We start from the raw sequence: 16,392 nt of genomic DNA on the forward strand, positions 1-16,392 counted from the left end.
GGAAACCGCATGAACGCCCCCCACAAACGACGCGTCTCCACCGGCAGTGCACTGGTCGCCGCGGTGCTGGTGATCGGTGTTGCCGGCATCGTCTACTCGCGCGTCGAGCAGGGCAGCGACGCGGCACCGGCTGCGCGCGCCACCCTGGCCGGTGATGCCGCGCCGGCGTTGAACGGCACGCGGGATCCGAAGGCGGCGGCCCTGATCCCGGCGGGCTTCACCTTCGTCACGCCAGGCACGTTGACCGTGGCCACGCATCCGGCGCAGCTGCCGCTGGCCGATTACGGCGCCGACAACAAGCAGATCGTGGGCGTCGAACCGGACATCGCCCGGCTGATCGCCGACGGCCTGGGCCTGAAGCTGGTGCTGGTCCCGGTGGCGTGGCCCGACTGGCCGCTGGGGCTGCAGTCGGGCAAGTACGACGCGGTGATTTCCAATATCACCGTGACCGAAGCGCGCAAGCAGAAGTTCGACTTCTCCAGCTACCGCTACGACCTGCTGGGCATCTACACCCGCACCGATGGCCCGATCCAGAAGATCACCACGCCCGCCGATGTTGCCGGGCTGAAAGTGGTGGTGGGGGCCAGTACCAACCAGGACCAGATCCTGCGTGCCTGGGACCAGCAGAACATCGCCGCCGGCCTGAAACCGGTCGAGTACCAGTACTTCGACGACGCGGTGGTGGGCCGCCTGGCGGTGATCACCGGGCGCGCGGATGTGTCCTTCGAGCCCAACGCCACCGGGGCGTATTCGGCGCGCGACGGCAAGGTGCGGCGGGTGGGGCTGTTCCCGGGCGGCTGGCCCGATGCGGCGGCGATTTCGGTGACCACGCGCAAGGGCAGCGGGTTGGCCGAACCCATCACCCAGGCCTTGAACACGCAGATTGCCTCGGGCACCTATGCCCAGGCGCTCAAGCGCTGGAATGTGAGCGAAGAAGCGGTGGCGCAGTCGCAGACCAATCCGCCGGGGCTGCCGAACCTGTAAGCGTCAGGACGCCAGCCAGACGATGCCCTCGGGCCTGTCGCCACCACTGTGGAGAAAGGTGGCCACGGCACTGAAACACTGCTCGACCGCCACGCACCAGGAAAGCGGGTAGGTGTCCACCTGCCCGTTGCCGAGCACGTAGTCGGCCGATCCGATGCGCGTGGCATCACCGCAGGAACGCACCCCGGCATCGCCTTCAACCGGGATGTACATCAGCCAGGCATGGACACCGTTGCGCAACATGCACAGGGTGGCACCGGTCGGCGCAGTCGCCCATAGCTCGAAGGCCGGCAGGGTGTTCGCCCGTGCGAGGGCTGCGTCCACCTGTGCTGGCGTTGTAGCGGCCACGCTCTGGCCGTTGAGGTCCAACTCCATCGCGCTCGCGTTCCTTTGTTCGTCTGTTGCGTTCACCAGCGCGCTTCAAGCGTGCGGAACGGCTGCGCCAGCCGCACCCCGTCGGCATCGTAATCGCGTACCGCGCGCCCATCCACGCGCACGCTGGCCGGGCGCGTGCGTGCCGGCCACCACACGCGCACGGCACTCTGCTTGCGCAGGCCCGGACCAAGGGTGACCCGCAACGTGCCGTCTTGCTGCCGCGCTTCCATCTGCAGGGTGCCATAGGCGGTGGGCAGGCGATCAACCGCCAATCCTTCCCCGGCCACCCACGACGGTGGGGCGCCCGGCAACAGCGACAGCGCATCGTCGTCCTCGCGCATCAGCATGCCGAACAGCGTGCGCCCGTACTCCGCGCCGATCCACGTGTGCGGCATGTCGCCCAGGTAGCGCGGGAAGCGCAGCCGCGAATGCACCACTTCGGCGAGTACCTGCCATTCCAGCGGGCGGCGGTCGTGCAGCAGGCCCTGCAGCAGCTCGTCGGCGGCGTCGGGCTGGTTGAGATGCACATAGCTCAGCACGTTGCGGATCTCATACGGCGTGTAGGCATACAACGCCCCCGGCTCATTGCGCTTGCGCACGTCCGCCAGGTAACGCGCGAACGTGGTGCGCAGCGCCTCCGCCGGCAACACGTCCTGCGCACCGGTGGGGTCCAGTGCGATCGACACGCCGGTCGGATCGCCGTCGCCCAGGTCGGCCGAGGAGGGAATGAAGTCGATGCCCTTCCACGCCATGGTCGCGCGGATCGAGGCGGCCAGCGCATCGTGCAGTGCGGTGTATTGTTCGCGCGCCCAGCGGGCGGTGTCATGATCGCCCAGCGATTCGGCCAGCCAGGCGCCGTCGTGCCAGCCCTTCAGGCCCCAATAATCATCCCAGTAGCTGTGCGTGGGCGAGGGGTAGCCTTCGTGGCTGATCGACGGGGCCAGGATGCCGGCGAAACGTTCCGGTGACGGTTGGCTGGCCATGTAGCCCGGCACCAGTGTGCGTTCGCGCAGCGCCTGCAGAAAGCGCAGCGCCGCCTTCACCTTGGGCAGGTACGCGCGCACCGATTCGGGACCGCCGTCCAGCCGCGCCACATCGGCGACCAGCGAAACGTACTGGCCCTGGCTGTCATATTCGATGTCCGAGCCGAAGCCGGTGTTGACGCTGCCGTCGTCGTTGAGGATCGGCGAGACCAGGCCGTTGGCGTGCACGCCGTGTGCGCTGTACCAAGCCAGGTAATCGCGTGCGACCTTGGCCTCGCCCATGCGCAGCAGCACCGCCGAGGTGGCCATGCCGTCGCGGATGAAGGAGCGGTTGTAGTTGCGCGGTCCCGGTTGCATGGCCGGGCCGGTCTGGTTGATCAGCATGTACGCGGCCTGCGCGCGCAGCATGTCCACCAGCGACGGGTCGGGCAGGCGCAGCCCGACCTGGCCCAGCCGCGCCTGCCAGTCGGCCGACACCTCGGTGGCCAGTGCGTCGTAGGCGGCGTCGGGGTCGGCCGGCAGGTTGGCCAGGTCCAGCGTCGGTGCATCGGGCAGGCTGCCGTTGGCGGCGGTGGGCGCGGTGCCCAGCGGGAAGGCCAGCACCACCGAGCGGCTCGCGCCGGGCGCAAGCTGCACGCGGTAGGCCAGCGCGGCGGCCGCAAGGCCGTCAGGGTCTTCGGCGTGTTGGGCGGCGGGCAGCGTGCCGCTGGCGATGGCCGTGGTGATCTCGCTGCTGCCTTCGTTGCCGAACGGTGCCGCACCGGCGGCATCCACCGGCGTCAGCGACTGCAGCAGCGGTCGCCCGTTGATGCGCACCGCCCCATCCTCGATGGCCACCTCGCGGATGGGCGACAGGCCGCCGTTCTGCCACGGCGGATTCATCTGCATCGGGCGTACTGCCAGCGTCAGTGTGCCCGCCACCGGCGTGGTGCCGGTATTGCGCAGCCGGTGGCGCACGAACGTGACCGGTTGGCCGCCGCGCTCGATGGCGAAGGTTTCGCTCTGCAGTTCCAGCCCGGGTTGCGGCGACCAGGTGGCCGACGGCATCGGTTTCCAGCCATCGCGCAGGGCGTGCGCTACCGGCGCTGCAGCGGCACCGGCCGTGGTGCCATCGGCGTTGCGCCAGATCGGTTGCACCAGCGGTGCGCCCTTGAACGCTTCGAGGTTGCCATACTCGTCGAAGATCGATTTCTGCCGGCCGGCGTGCACGCCCACCGCTGTCCAGTAGGTCTGCTGCAGGTGCAGTGAGGCCGGGAACAGGGCGCGCTGCGCGCCGCTGGCGGCCACTTGATAACGCTTCATCGGGGTCATCACCGCGGCCGGCCCCAGCAAACGCAACCGCGCGATCCGCGGGGCAGTGCCGGCCACGCGCAGGCGCAGCGTCGTAGCGGTCACAGCGGCGGTGCCGGCCAACCAGCTCTGGGTGCGGCTGCCGGCCTGCGGGTCGCGGGCGAGGTCGACCCAGCGGCCATTGGCGTCCTGCGCCTGCAGGCGGGCGGCACCGTGACCGCCGGCCCAGTCGACGGCCAGCCCGGTGGTGGACTGCGCGCGCGGCAGGGTGATTTCCAGCTGCGATTCGCCGCCGGCGTGTGCGGGCATCGGGACGCTGGCGTCGCCCTGCCACAACGCCGCCGCCTGGGCCGGATCCAGGCCGGCCACGCGTGCGGCTGCCGTGGTATCCAGCGGCTCAAGCTCGAAGATCGACACGCCCCAGTCGGAGGTCTTGTCCGGGCTGGCCAGGCGCAGGTAGCGGGCCTGGCGCGGGGCGAAGAACAGGGTTTCGATCCCGCCCAGCGAATTCCGCATGGTGTAGGCGGGCTGCCAGTGCGTGCCGTCCACCGACGTCTGCAGGCTGTAGCCCTCCGGGTTGGAGACATCCCAGGTGATCCGCGCGCCGCCCAACTGGGCGGGTGCGCCGAGATCCACCTGGAACCAGTGGCCCGGGCTGAAGGCGCCGCCGGTGACGGTCTTCGGGTCGCCATCGATCAGGTGACTGACCGCCATCGCGGGCACCTGCTGCGAGGAGCTGCTGGCTTGCCATTGGGTGCGGGGCGGCAGGTTCTGCGCCAGGCCTGTGGCGGCCAGCGCCAGTGCGGGGAAGAGCAGGGCACGTGCCAGGTGGCGGGGCGTGGGCCCAACAGTCCAACGTTGAACATGCAGCCGCATTGACGCGCTCCCGATCCTCTGGCCCCAACGGCGGGGCAGGGCACACGCTAGCAGGGGATGTAACCGTTTACATGACGCGTCGCAATATCACGGTTCGATGGTCCGGACTGCGTTGGGTTCACAGAATCGGGTGCCGGTGGTGGTGCGTGAGCACGTCCGCTGCCCACGATGGGAACACACGAGAATCCGTCGATGAAAAGGAGCTGGAGATGACACGATTACGTGCGCCGTTATGGTTGTCATTTGACAACCTGTACTCGGCGCTGCAAGCTGGATATCGGTGATGGGCCGACCGGCTCACCCGAAGAAGGAGGTTGAGGTGGCCCTCCGGTATGCCGAAGCGCGTGGTTGGCGGGTTGTTCCGGGTGGCAGTCATGCTTGGGGACGACTTTACTGTCCGTATAAGGACAGAGATTGCCGCTGTGGTGAGTTCTGCATTACAAGTGTCTGGAGCACCCCGAAGAACCCTGGCAATCACGCACGCGCGCTGCAGCGCATGGTGGATGGCTGCACTGTGCTTGCTGCATCACGCACCGCCGAGGAGTAGCGGCATGGAATTTACTTTTACCCTGAAGTACCACCTGTCCGAGACCGATCAGGATCCTGATGCCCTGGTTGAACGGCTCGCGGAAGCTGGCTGCGATGATGCGCTGGTGGGCGTTGGCCTGCCAGGGCGGCTCGCGCTGGCGTTCGTTCGTGAGGCTGACAGTGCCGATGCAGCCGTACACAGCGCGCTGGACGACGTTCGGAGTGCCGTTCCCAGCGCTCGCCTGATCGAAGTTTCTCCTGATCTGGTGGGTTTGACCGACGTCGCGGACATTGTCGGTATGAGCCGTCAGAACATGCGCAAGTTGATGCTTGCACACGCCGACAGCTTTCCACTGCCTGTGCACGCTGGCAGCACCTCGATCTGGCACCTTGCCGATGTGCTGGTTTGGTTGCAGGGGCGGGGTGGCTATGTGCTGGAAGGCAACCTCCTCGAGGTGGCGATGACGGCATTGCAGGTCAACCTGACCAAGGAGATCTGCCGTCTTCCCTCTCCGACATCCAGGCGTGTTGCGCACCTCCGTTGAGGGGCGCCCCGCCCGGGGGATCGCCCATGGCTGGCATCATTGTCTCGATCTCCACGCCTGGTTCGCCGCCTTGCATTTGATGCGGCCGGCCGCACGATAAAAGCATGTCGAATTCAACACCCCCCGGGAGTTGCCCTACCACCCCGCTTCTTCCCCACGTGTGGCGCCAGCGCCTGGCCGGCGGCCGCATCGAGGCCCAGGCGATCGGCGCCTCACGCGCGGATGTGTTCCGGGTGTACGGCGGCGACGGCCCGGATGTGTTCCTCAAGCGCGAGCCGGCCGAGGATCCGTTCGGTGAACTGCTGGATGAAGTGGCGCGCCTGCGGTGGTTGCAGGGGCAGGGCGTGGAGGCGGCGCAGGTGCTGGATACGCACGACGATGCCAGTGGGCGCTGGTTGCTGATGCGCGCGGTGCCCGGCCGTGACCTGGCATCGTCGCCGGACCTCGCCCCGCTGCAGGTCGTGCATCTGGTGGCCGATGCGCTGCAGGTGCTGCACAGGCTGCCGATCGACACCTGCCCGTTTGACCACCGGCTGCCGCATCGCCTGGCGGCGGCACGGGCACGCATGGACGCCGGCGCCGTGGATGCCGACGATTTCGATGACGCGCGCGCGGGGTCTTCGCGGCGCTGCTGGCGAGCGTGCCGGCGCAGGCGGACCTGGTCGTGACCCACGGCGACGCGTGCCTGCCCAACCTGATGGCGGCACAGGGCTGCTTCACCGGGTTCATCGACTGCGGACGGTTGGGCGTGGCCGATCGCCACCAGGACCTCGCGCTTGCTGCGCGCAGCATTGCCAGCAACCTCGGCGAGCAGTGGGTGGCGCCGTTCTTTGCGCGCTACGGCACCGTGCCCGATCCTGCGGCGTTGGCGTTTTATTGCCTGCTGGACGAGTTCTTCTAAGGGCGCACCACGTGACGCATCGTCCACTGCCTTGCCTGTCAACTTGACGGGCACACGTTCAATCGCCGCGTGCGCTGGCCCCGCCGTGGGGTGCTGAAGCACTGTCCATTGACGCCGGGCGCGGCGGTTGCAGACGTGTGCCCCGCTACGCGCGCATGGAGTTCCGCCCGCGACGGCTTTGTGCAAGACTCGCTCCCTGACCCCGGCGTTGCAAGGATGGGAAGCGCATGCAGTTTTTTGCCCTGGACAATTTTGCGGGACTGGTGAACCAGACGTTCGAGGTTGCCCTGGGCGATGTGGGAAACACCGCATTCGTGCTGGTCGAGGCGCGCCCGTTGCAGCCGGGTGAGTCACTGCCGGGGCAGGTACGCGCACCGTTCTCGCTGCTGTTCCGCCACGAAGCGGCGATCGTGTTCCCGCAGAAGACCTACCCGATGCAGCATGAAGCGCTGGGTGAGTTCGGCATCTTCCTGGTGCCGATCGCGCGCGATCGTACCGGGTTCATTTACCAGGCACTGTTCAACTGAGGGGCAGGCACATGCCGATGCGGCTGTCATCCGCACTGCTCTGGATGAATCCCAGACGGTGATACAGGCGCTGCGCGGCGGTGTTGTCTCGCAGCACGCTGAGCTGGACGCGGTGGCAGCCACGCAGGTGCGCCAGTTGCTGCACGTGGCCGAGCAGGGCGGTTCCCACTCCCTGGCCACGCACGGTGTCCAGCAGCAGGATATCCACGATGCACAGCGCATCATTTTCGGTATGTAGGTACAGGCGCCCCAGCGCGGCATCGTTGCGGGTCACGATCAGGAATTCGGGCTGCCGGTAGTGACTCACATAGTGGCGGTGCTGCAGTTCGAACTGGCTGTCAAGGAAGGCCTGCCGGGACGGCGGTGGCCACGGCACTGCAGCCAGTTCGGCGTGGCGTGATTGATGATAAAGCGCGCGCAGGAAGGTCAGATCAGCTGCTTCGGCGCAACGCAGGGTTACCCCACAGGCATGCAACGGGGAGGTCGCCGCCACGACCGGTGGCGGCGACAGGGGAAACCCGGGCAGTGCGTGGTTCAAGGGCGTTGCGGGAACACGCCGCTCAACGCAATACAGAAGTTCACCGTCAGGTAGGGCTGCCGGTTTTCATGCGGTTGGCTGCCGCCAGTGGGCACCACCATGGTCGGTGCAAAACTGGCATTGGACGGCGTGGTGTCGGCAAAGGGCGAGGTGGTGGTTGGAATGGTCACTGCATCGCCCTGCGCGGGTGTGCCGTGCAGCTTGGCTGGATCGCGTTGCGCGTACACGTTCATGGCGTGAGTGTGCGGTGGCATTTCCGTGGGCAACAGCGTCACCTGGGCAGTGCCAAAAGGCTCGCCCAGCGTGCGCAGAACGCCGCCCGCATTCTGTCCCTGGCTGGCGGCCGCGTTGCCTTGCAGGTTGGGCAGGCCGAACGTGGCGCGGCCATCGCCGCCAAAGTTCGTGCCCAACAGGGCGAACAGCGCGGTGTTCTGCTGGATGGGAAGAATCTGTCCGGTGCACATTGCCCAGCGGTAGGGCGCGAACTGGAAGCCGAACATCTGGATTTCGCCTAGAAACGGGTCAGTCATGGGTCAAATCCCTGTGGCAGTGCTGTGGTCCATGGTGGATAGGGCGGGTGTTCAACCCTGGCTCGGGTAGATGCCGTACATGCTGATGCAGTAGCGCACTGTCAGGCTCGGCATGGTGTTGTCATGCGGCTGCGCACCGCCTGCAGGGCTGAGCATGCTTGCCGCCAGGGATCGGCTTTCAATCCCGGTGATGTCGGCGGTGTACATGGTGTCGCCACTGACCGCGCCCAGCACGGAGGCCGCCGTTGGATTCGGCGAGTTGGCCGCTGCAGTGGTGGCCAGCATGGGATGGCTGTGCGCGGGCAGTTGCGGCAGGGTCAAGGTGACGGTGTCGCTGCCGCCCAATTGGCCCAGAACCCGCGTGCTGCCGCCAGGCATCGTGCCTTGGTGGACCGGAACGCGTCCGCTCAGGTTGGGCAATGCGAAGGTGTTTACGCCGTCACCGCCGTAGGTGGTGCCGATCAGGGTGAACAGCGTGTCGTATTCGCTGATCGGCACCAGTGCGCCATCGCAGTCCAGCCAGCCAGCCGGGGCGAAGTTGTAAGGCAACAACCGGATCTCACCAATAAATGTTTCGCTCATTCCAGATCTCCGATCAGTTGCGCGAAGGGTAGATGCCCTGCAGCAGAATGCAGAAGTTAAGCACGCTGTAGGGCTGCATATTGTCGTGGGGCAGGGTCTGCCCGCTGCTGGAAAGTGTCGACGGATGCAGTGCCACCGTCTGCGCGTTGGACGGTCCGTACAGGTTGCGGCCCGCTTTTGCGTAAAGGTTGTTCACCGGAGTACGGGCCGTGCCGTCGTCGCTGGTGGCGATGGCGATGTGGGTGTGCTGCGGAATCTGGGTCGAGAGCAGCGTGACCTGTTCCGTGCCTCCTGCGCTGCCGATCGGCAGATTCTGCGATTGCCCCACCGCTGCGCGCCCGCGCATGTCCGGCAGTTTGAAGGTGGTAACACCGTTGCCGCCATAGAAGGTTCCCAGCAGCGAAAACAGCGCCTGGTTCTGCGCGATCGGCAGCTCGCCTCCGTTGCAGAAGGCGGTGTATTTTCGCGCAAAACCGAATGAGTTGATGATTATCTGCCCCATAAATGCATCCGACACGGTGGCTATCCCCTTTCCTTGACTACAGCTCCCGCTCCTGACCCCAAGCGTGGCTGTACTGTTCATCAAACACATCGTGCTTGACAAGTGCTGCCGCTGGTTTCCTACTACGCCCGCCGGGGGGCGTTTTCGTGGGGAAGTGCGGCCCTGGTTTCAGGGGATAAACTCATGGCACAGGGAACGTGGGTCCAGCGCGCAGCGCTGGCCGTGGTGAATCAGCTGTCGGCATTCAAACTGCGTCGCGTCATTATATTGACGCCACTGTGGATGGCGTTGCTGTGGTCGGCCGGTGTGCAGGCTGCCAATTGCCCTGACATGACGGTGCCCGATGCGAACACCGTGCCGTCCACCTCGCCCATGGTCTCCGGCGGCACCATCGTCATCGATGCAAGCGCCTGCGATTCCTTCGGCGGCATCGGGGGCAGCGGTCCGGTTGGCAATCCCAACAACTACGCCACTGCCCACGGCCAGGTGAGCGTGAACTCGCTGACCAACCGGGTCACCTACACCAACAACGGCAGTGGCGCGCTGGTCGACACGTTCACCTTCAAGGATGACAACGGCCAAACCGTCAATGTCACCGTGAACATCGGCGCCGCATCCTCCCCCATCACCGTGACGCCGGCCAGCGCGCCCAAGCCGATCATTGGTGGCAGCTACACGCTGCTCATGGGCAGCAGCGGCGGTACTGCTCCCTACACCTACACCCTGGGTGCGGCAACGCTGCCGCCGGGCATCACCTTCAGCAATGGCACGTTCTCGGGCACCGCCAGTGGCGGCGGCACCTATTCGGTCACGGTGAATGTCACCGATGCCGCCAGCCTGACCACCAGCAAGGCCTATACGTTCGTGGTGGACACGCCGACCATCACCTTGCTGCCCCCGCCGACGATGACTGTGAACGTGCCTTACAGCCATCAACTGGTCGGGCAGGGCGGTACGGCGCCGTACACCAGCTTCGCCCGGGACACCGGCAACCTGCCGCCGGGCATCGTCTTGAGTCCAGCCGGCGTGCTGTCGGGCACCCCCACCGCAGTGGGTAGCTACGCTTCCTCCATCAGCGCCTTTGACAGCAGCACCGGGACTGGCCCGTATCGCGACGCGACGGCCTTTACGATGGTGGTCTCGACGGCTCCGCCGATTATCATCGCGCCCACGACGTTGCCAAACGCTGGCGTGGCCACTGCCTACAGCACCACGCTGACCGCCACCGGCGGTAACGGCGGGCCCTACAGCTATACGGTGGTCACCGGCGCACTGCCCGCAGGTCTCACGCTGGCCACGAACGGCACCCTGAGCGGCACGCCGACCGCAGGCGGTACCTTCGACTTCACCCTGCGCGCCGCCGACACTGCCGGCAACACGGGGGCGAGCGGCTACACGCTGGTCGTGTCCGCACCGACAATTTCGATTGCGCCCACCACCTTGCCCACGCTCACCCGCAACGCGGCCTACAGTCAGACCATTACCGCTGCCGGTGGTACTGCGCCGTATAGCTATGCGGTGACCAGTGGCGTAGCGCCGGCTGGCGTCACACTCTCCCCGACCGGGGTACTATCCGGCACGCCCACCACCGCCGGGGCCTACGCGTTCACCGTCACGGCCACGGACAGCAGTTCCGGCAGCGGCCCCTACACCGGTGCGCGTGCCTACAGCGGCACGGTGCAGCAGGACACCCCGGTGATCGGGCCGGCGACGTTGCCCGCTGGCACCGCCGGGGCCGTCTACGCCCAATCGCTCACGGTCACGGGCGGAGCAGGGGCGCCGTACACGTTTGCGATTGTCGCTGGGTCCTTGCCGGGCGGCCTGGCCTTGAATACCAGCACTGGGCAGATCTCCGGCACGCCCACTGCCGTAGGATCGTTCCCAGTGACTGTCCAGGTCGCCGATGCCGGTGCGTCCATCGGCGGGCGGGCGTACACGATCACCATCGCGACGCCGGTGCTTTCGCTTGCACCGTCTGGCGCTGCGCTGAATGGTACTTATGGGTCCGCCTACAGCCAGAGCTTCAGTGCCAGCGGTGGCACCAGTCCCTACGCCTACACGTTGAGTGGCGCGTTGCCCACTGGGCTCACCTTCAGTGGCACCACGGGTGTGCTTTCCGGCACGCCTACCCAGGCGGGCGCGTTTGCCTTCACGGTCAGCGTGACAGAGGCGACCACGGGTGCCGGGGCGCCATACACGTTCAGCCGCGTCTACACCCTTACGGTGTCCCCGCCCACCATCGCCATTGCACCGCTGACGCTGCCGTTCGGTGCTGCGGGCGCGCCGTATTCGCAGACCCTGACCGCCAGCGGTGGCGTGGCGCCGTACACCTTCCAGGTCGTTGCGGGCAGTCTTCCGGCCGGCGTGTCACTGTCGGCGTCCGGGGTGCTGTCGGGCACGCCAACGGCGGCCGGCACGTTCAACGTGACCTTCCAGGCTCGCGATGCCAACCTGCAGACAGGCCAGCGTGCCTACTCCTCCAACATCGCTGCGCCCACGCTTGCGCTGTCGCCGGCAAGCGGCACCCTGCTGGCTGCATACGGAATGGCGTACAGCCAGAGCTTTACCGCCCTGGGGGGCAATGCGCCCTACACGTATTCCCTGAGTGGCACAGTGCCTTCCGGACTCAGCTTCAACAGCAGTACCGGCACGTTGTCCGGCACGCCGGTGCAGACCGGCAGTTTCCCGCTGACTGTTACTGCCGCCGACAGCAGCACCGGCACGGGTGCGCCGTTCAGTGTCTCGGCCAATTACACGCTCAACGTTGCGCCGCCTGCCATCGTCATTGCGCCGGCGAGCCTGCCGGTGGGGGGCGTAGGCAGTGCGTACTCGCAGACGGTGACCGCCAGCGGCGGCATAGCGCCGTACACCTTCGCGGTCGTCGCGGGTTCACTGCCGGCCGGTGTGACGCTGTCGTCCGCGGGTGTTCTGAGCGGCACGCCCACGGCGGGGGGCTCGTTCAACTGGACCGTCACGGCCACCGATGCCGGCAGCATGACGGGCGCGCATGCCTACACCATGACGATCAGTGCGCCCACCATCGACCTCACGCCAACAACGCTCCCCGATCCCACCCAGGGCGCAGCCTACAGCGCGGCGCTGAGTGCCAGTGGCGGCACGGCGCCGTACACCTTCAGCATCGTCGGAGGTGCCTTGCCCGCCGGCATGACCCTCAACACTGGCGGCACGTTGTCCGGCACGCCGATCAATGCAGGCCCGTATGCGTTCACTGTGCAGGCCAGTGACAGCAGTACCGGCGTCGGCCCCTTCAATGGCACCCGGTCCTACAACGGCACCGTGCAGCCCGGCATTCCGGTGCTCAACCCGGCGACCCTGCCCAACGGGGCGATCGGCGCGGCGTACACGGCGGCCTTGTCGGTAACCCAGGGCGCGGGTGCACCGTACACCTTCACCCTGGTGTCGGGCGCGCTGCCCGCGGGCCTCACTCTGAGCAGCGGCGGCGTGATTTCCGGTACGCCCAACACGGCCGGTTCGTTCACCGCCGTGGTGCAGGTGACCGATGCGGCTGCGCAGAACGGGCAACGCAGTTACACCATCACCATTGGTGCGCCGACCCTGACCCTGTCGCCGGCGGCCGGTACGCTCAACGCCACCTACGCGGCGGCCTCCAGCCAGGCGTTCAGCGCAGGCGGTGGCGTCGCGCCTTACACGTATGCCGTAACGGCCGGTACGTTGCCCACCGGGATGTCGCTGGCGGCGGCCACCGGGACGTTGTCGGGCACGCCCACCCAACCTGGTTCGTTTGCGATCACGGTGACCGCGACCGATTCCAGCGGTGGCGCAGGCGCACCCTTCAGCATCAGTCAGAACTACAACGTGGTCGTCGCGTTGCCCACCATCGCTGTTGCGCCGACGACGGTGCCCGGCGGCACCGTGGCCATTCCGTACTCGCAGGCCTTGTCCGCCACTGGCGGCATCGCTCCGTATACGTTCGTGGTCAGTGCTGGCGCACTGCCGGCCGGCATGAGTCTGTCCGGCGCTGGCGTGCTGTCGGGCACGCCGACGGCCAGTGGCACGTTCAACACCACCGTGACGGCCACCGATGCCAACGGCCAGACCGGCGCACGGGCGTATGCCCTGCAGGTTGCTGCGCCCACCATCGTCGTGACCCCGGCAACGCTGCCATCGCCGGCGCAGGGCCTGGCGTACAGCGCCACCTTCAGTGCGAGTGGCGGCGTGGCGCCGTACAGCTTCTCGGCCACCGGTGCGTTGCCGCCGGGTCTGTCGCTGACCACCGGCGGCGTGCTGTCCGGGACGCCGACCGCGTCGGGCACCAGCACCTTCACCGTGCTGGCCACCGACAGCTCGGGTGGGGCAGGGCCGCATACCGGCGCGCAGAGCTACACGCTGAGCACCTCGGCCGGTCCGTCCATCGACCAGACCAGCGTGCCGGCCGCCACCGTGGGGAGCGCGTACAGCACCACGCTCTCCGCTACGGGCGGCACCGCGCCGTACAGCTTCGCCCTGGTCTCCGGTGCGCTGCCTGCCGGCATCGTGTTCAGCGGCGGCGGTGCCTTCAGCGGGACGCCGACCCATGCCGGCAGCTTCGCCGTCACTGTGCGCGTCACCGACAGCAATGGCGTCACCAACCAGCAGGGCCTGGTGCTTGTGACCGGCGCGCCGACGCTGGCACTGACCCCGGCCGCAGGCAGCCTGCAGGCCGACTACGCGGTGGCCTATTCGACCACCTTCGCCGGCAGTGGCGGCACCGCGCCGTACACCTACACCGCCACCGGTGCGTTGCCTGCCGGGATCAGCCTCAATGCAGCCACCGGTGTGTTGTCCGGCACGGCCACGCAGAGTGGCAACTTCCCGATTGCAGTGACCGTGACCGACTCCTCCACCGGTGCCGGCGCACCGTTCCAGCGGATGCAGAACTACACGCTGGAGGTGGCCGCGCCCAACCTGGTGGTGACCCCGGGCAGCCTGCCCAACGCGGTGGTCGGCGTGGCCTACACGCAGGCGCTGACCGCCAGCGGTGCGGTGGCGCCGTACACCTACACGCTGCAGGGCGGCAGCCTGCCTGCGGGGATACAGCTGGATGCAGCCAGTGGCGTGGTGTCCGGTACGCCGGTCAGTGCCGGCAGCAGCACGCTGACCGTGCGCGCCACCGATGCCAACGGGCAATCGGTGGACCAGGCCTACACGTTGACCGTGGATCCGGCACAGATCGTGGTCGACCCGGCCGTGCTGGCCGCGCCGCAGGTAGGCCAGGCCTACCGGCATGCGTTCAGCGCCACCCGTGGCAACGGCAGCTACACCTGGAGCGTGACCAGTGGCAGCCTGCCGGCCGGGTTGGCGTTGGCAGCCGACGGTGTGCTCAGCGGTACGCCCACCAGCATCGGCACCAGCACCTTCGTAGTCAGCGCAAGTGACGGGCAGAACTACGCCGGCACCCGCAGCATCACCGTGACCGTCAGCCAGGCGCAGGCCGTGGCGGCGGCGCAGACGGTGACGGTGCTGGCCGGCCAGACTGTCACCTTTGATGCCACCACCGGCGCCAGCGGCGGCCCGTTCGACACCGCCGCCATTGCGGCTGCACCGGCCACCGGCAGTGCCAGCGTCGCCGGCCTGCAGATCAGCTACACGGCGCCGTTGGAGGCCAGTGGCACGGTTGGGTTCACCTACACGCTGGCCAACAGCAGCGGCGTGTCGGCCCCGGCGCAGGTGACGGTCACCGTCAACCCGCAGCCGATCGCCGCTGCGCTCACGGCCAGTGGCCTGGCGGGCACCACCATCAGCGTGGAGCTCACCGAAGGCGCGCGCGGCGGTCCGTTCACTGCGGCCACCGTGGTGTCGGTGATGCCGGCCAACGCGGGTACGGCCACGGTGAAGGCAAGCGACGCTGGCTACCGGCTGGAGTTCGCCGCGGCCGGCGGGTATGCCGGCGTGGCGCAGTTGGTGTACACGCTGAGCAATGCCTATGCGACCTCCGCACCGGCCACGCTGGCGGTGACCATCACTGCTCGTCCCGACCCGACCAAGGACGCCGAAGTGATGGGCATCCTGGACGCGCAGGCCGACGCCACCCGGCGCATGGCCACCGGCCAGATCAACAACTTCCAGCGTCGTCTGGAAAGCCTGCATCGTGGCGGCGGCGACGGCTTCAGCAACGGCATCAGCCTGTCATCGGCTTCGTCGGGACGAGCAGGGCAGCGCGGCAGCCTCTCGGCCGTAGACCAGAGCCTGGCCGATTCCCTGCGCATGAACCTGATCGAGCCTGCGGCAGATCCTGCCGATGCCACGGCAGGCGATGCGACCCGCGGCACCGGCGGCCTGCCGGGTGGCATTGCGGTGTGGACCGGCGGCGCGCTCAGCTTCGGCAATGGCAACAACCGCAACGGCCGCAGCTCGGTGGACTTCACCACGTCCGGCCTGAGCATGGGCGCCGACACGCGGATCAGTGACGGCGTGGCGCTCGGCGCGGGCGTGGGTTACGGCCACGACAGTTCTGATGTCGGCAACAAGGGCAGCCACAGCAGCGTGGACAGCTACAGCGTGGCGACGTATGCCAGCTGGCGGCCGAGCCGCAACACCTACCTCGATGGCCTGGTGGGGTACCAGTGGTTGTCGCTGGACGCGCGGCGCTTCGTCACCGGCAATGGCAATACCGTGCACGGCAGCCGCGATGGACGTCAGCTGTTTGCCTCGCTGGCACTGGGCTACGAGCACCGCAGCGAGACCCTGCTGCTGTCGCCGTATGCACGACTGGACGTGGCCGACGCCACGCTGGACGGCTACACCGAGCAGGGCCGGGTGGGCGACACGCTGACCTATGACGAGCAGAAGCTGCGCACCAGCACCGGCAACCTGGGCCTGCGCAGCGAGTACCTGGTGCGCACCGACAGCGGTACCTGGTTGCCTGGCGCACGCATCGAGTTCCAGCGTGATTTCCAGGGCAGCAATGCCGCCACCCTGCGCTACAGCGACCTGTTGTCCGGCCCGGCCTACTCGGCGTCGCTGCGCGACCAGTCGCGCAGCCGCACGCTGCTCGGCATCGGGGCGCCGTTCCAGTCCACCTCCGGCTGGTTGTTCCGGTTCGAGTACCAGTTCCTGTTCGACAGCCAGGCGGGCGACGTGCAGTCGATCCTGATCGGCGCAGAGAAGAAGTTCATGCCGTAACCCAACGCGCGCTGCCGTCCTGACGGCAGCGCGCAGCGGTGTGGTTCGTGATCGGTTGCGCTGTGCGCCACGTATGTTTCTGACATAG

Annotated in this window: 10 protein-coding genes and 1 pseudogene; 5 read left to right on the top strand and 6 right to left on the bottom strand. The window is 67.5% G+C overall.

The features are described from left to right. The first annotated feature begins 9 nt into the window (after positions 1–9). Positions 10–984: an ABC transporter substrate-binding protein gene (locus tag AC6CHL_RS00420; protein ID WP_498292761.1), complete on the top strand. Its 975-nt coding sequence runs from the start codon at positions 10–12 to the stop codon at positions 982–984. A 3-nt stretch (positions 985–987) separates the two neighbouring features. Here AC6CHL_RS00420 and AC6CHL_RS00425 read toward each other — a convergent pair whose 3' ends face one another. Then, positions 988–1,359, bottom strand: a complete 372-nt coding sequence (locus AC6CHL_RS00425) for an Imm1 family immunity protein (protein ID WP_483006607.1) — start codon at positions 1,357–1,359, stop codon at positions 988–990. A gap of 32 nt (positions 1,360–1,391) precedes the next feature. Further along, positions 1,392–4,508: a galactose-binding domain-containing protein gene (locus AC6CHL_RS00430; protein WP_498292763.1), complete on the bottom strand. Its 3,117-nt coding sequence runs from the start codon at positions 4,506–4,508 to the stop codon at positions 1,392–1,394. 551 nt (positions 4,509–5,059) lie between these two features. On the opposite strand from AC6CHL_RS00430, the gene AC6CHL_RS00435 reads away from it, so the two are divergent. The 3 genes and pseudogenes from AC6CHL_RS00435 (at position 5,060) to AC6CHL_RS00445 (ending at position 7,009) form a co-directional block, all read left to right on the top strand. Next, on the top strand, positions 5,060–5,581 hold the full coding sequence (locus AC6CHL_RS00435; RefSeq protein WP_038688738.1) for a helix-turn-helix transcriptional regulator: 522 nt from the start codon (positions 5,060–5,062) through the stop codon (positions 5,579–5,581). 111 nt (positions 5,582–5,692) lie between these two features. After that, a pseudogene (locus tag AC6CHL_RS00440) lies at positions 5,693–6,482 on the top strand (APH(3') family aminoglycoside O-phosphotransferase). Positions 6,483–6,709: 227 nt separating this feature from the next. Then, a complete protein-coding gene (locus AC6CHL_RS00445) occupies positions 6,710–7,009 on the top strand; it encodes a DUF6916 family protein (protein ID WP_038688735.1) in 300 nt (99 codons plus the stop codon). On the opposite strand, the gene AC6CHL_RS00450 is transcribed toward AC6CHL_RS00445, so the two are convergent. Genes AC6CHL_RS00450 through AC6CHL_RS00465 form a run of 4 tightly spaced genes read right to left on the bottom strand, consistent with a single transcriptional unit; the run spans position 7,002 to position 9,161 of the window. Further along, positions 7,002–7,547, bottom strand: a complete 546-nt coding sequence (locus AC6CHL_RS00450; protein WP_498292765.1) for a GNAT family N-acetyltransferase — start codon at positions 7,545–7,547, stop codon at positions 7,002–7,004. The two genes, AC6CHL_RS00445 and AC6CHL_RS00450, sit on opposite strands and share 8 nt — an antisense overlap. After that, positions 7,544–8,077, bottom strand: a complete 534-nt coding sequence (locus AC6CHL_RS00455) for a phage tail protein (RefSeq protein ID WP_463600824.1) — start codon at positions 8,075–8,077, stop codon at positions 7,544–7,546. The genes AC6CHL_RS00450 and AC6CHL_RS00455 overlap by 4 nt, the downstream gene beginning before the upstream one ends. Before the next feature lie 51 nt (positions 8,078–8,128). Next, positions 8,129–8,659, bottom strand: a complete 531-nt coding sequence (locus AC6CHL_RS00460) for a phage tail protein (protein ID WP_463600825.1) — start codon at positions 8,657–8,659, stop codon at positions 8,129–8,131. A 13-nt stretch (positions 8,660–8,672) separates the two neighbouring features. After that, positions 8,673–9,161, bottom strand: a complete 489-nt coding sequence (locus AC6CHL_RS00465; RefSeq protein WP_463600826.1) for a phage tail protein — start codon at positions 9,159–9,161, stop codon at positions 8,673–8,675. Positions 9,162–9,344: 183 nt separating this feature from the next. Here AC6CHL_RS00465 and AC6CHL_RS00470 point away from each other — a divergent pair, with 183 nt between their 5' ends. After that, positions 9,345–16,304: a putative Ig domain-containing protein gene (locus AC6CHL_RS00470; RefSeq protein ID WP_498292766.1), complete on the top strand. Its 6,960-nt coding sequence runs from the start codon at positions 9,345–9,347 to the stop codon at positions 16,302–16,304. The last annotated feature ends 88 nt before the right edge of the window (positions 16,305–16,392 follow it).

The organism is Stenotrophomonas sp. GQ19, from assembly GCF_059758695.1.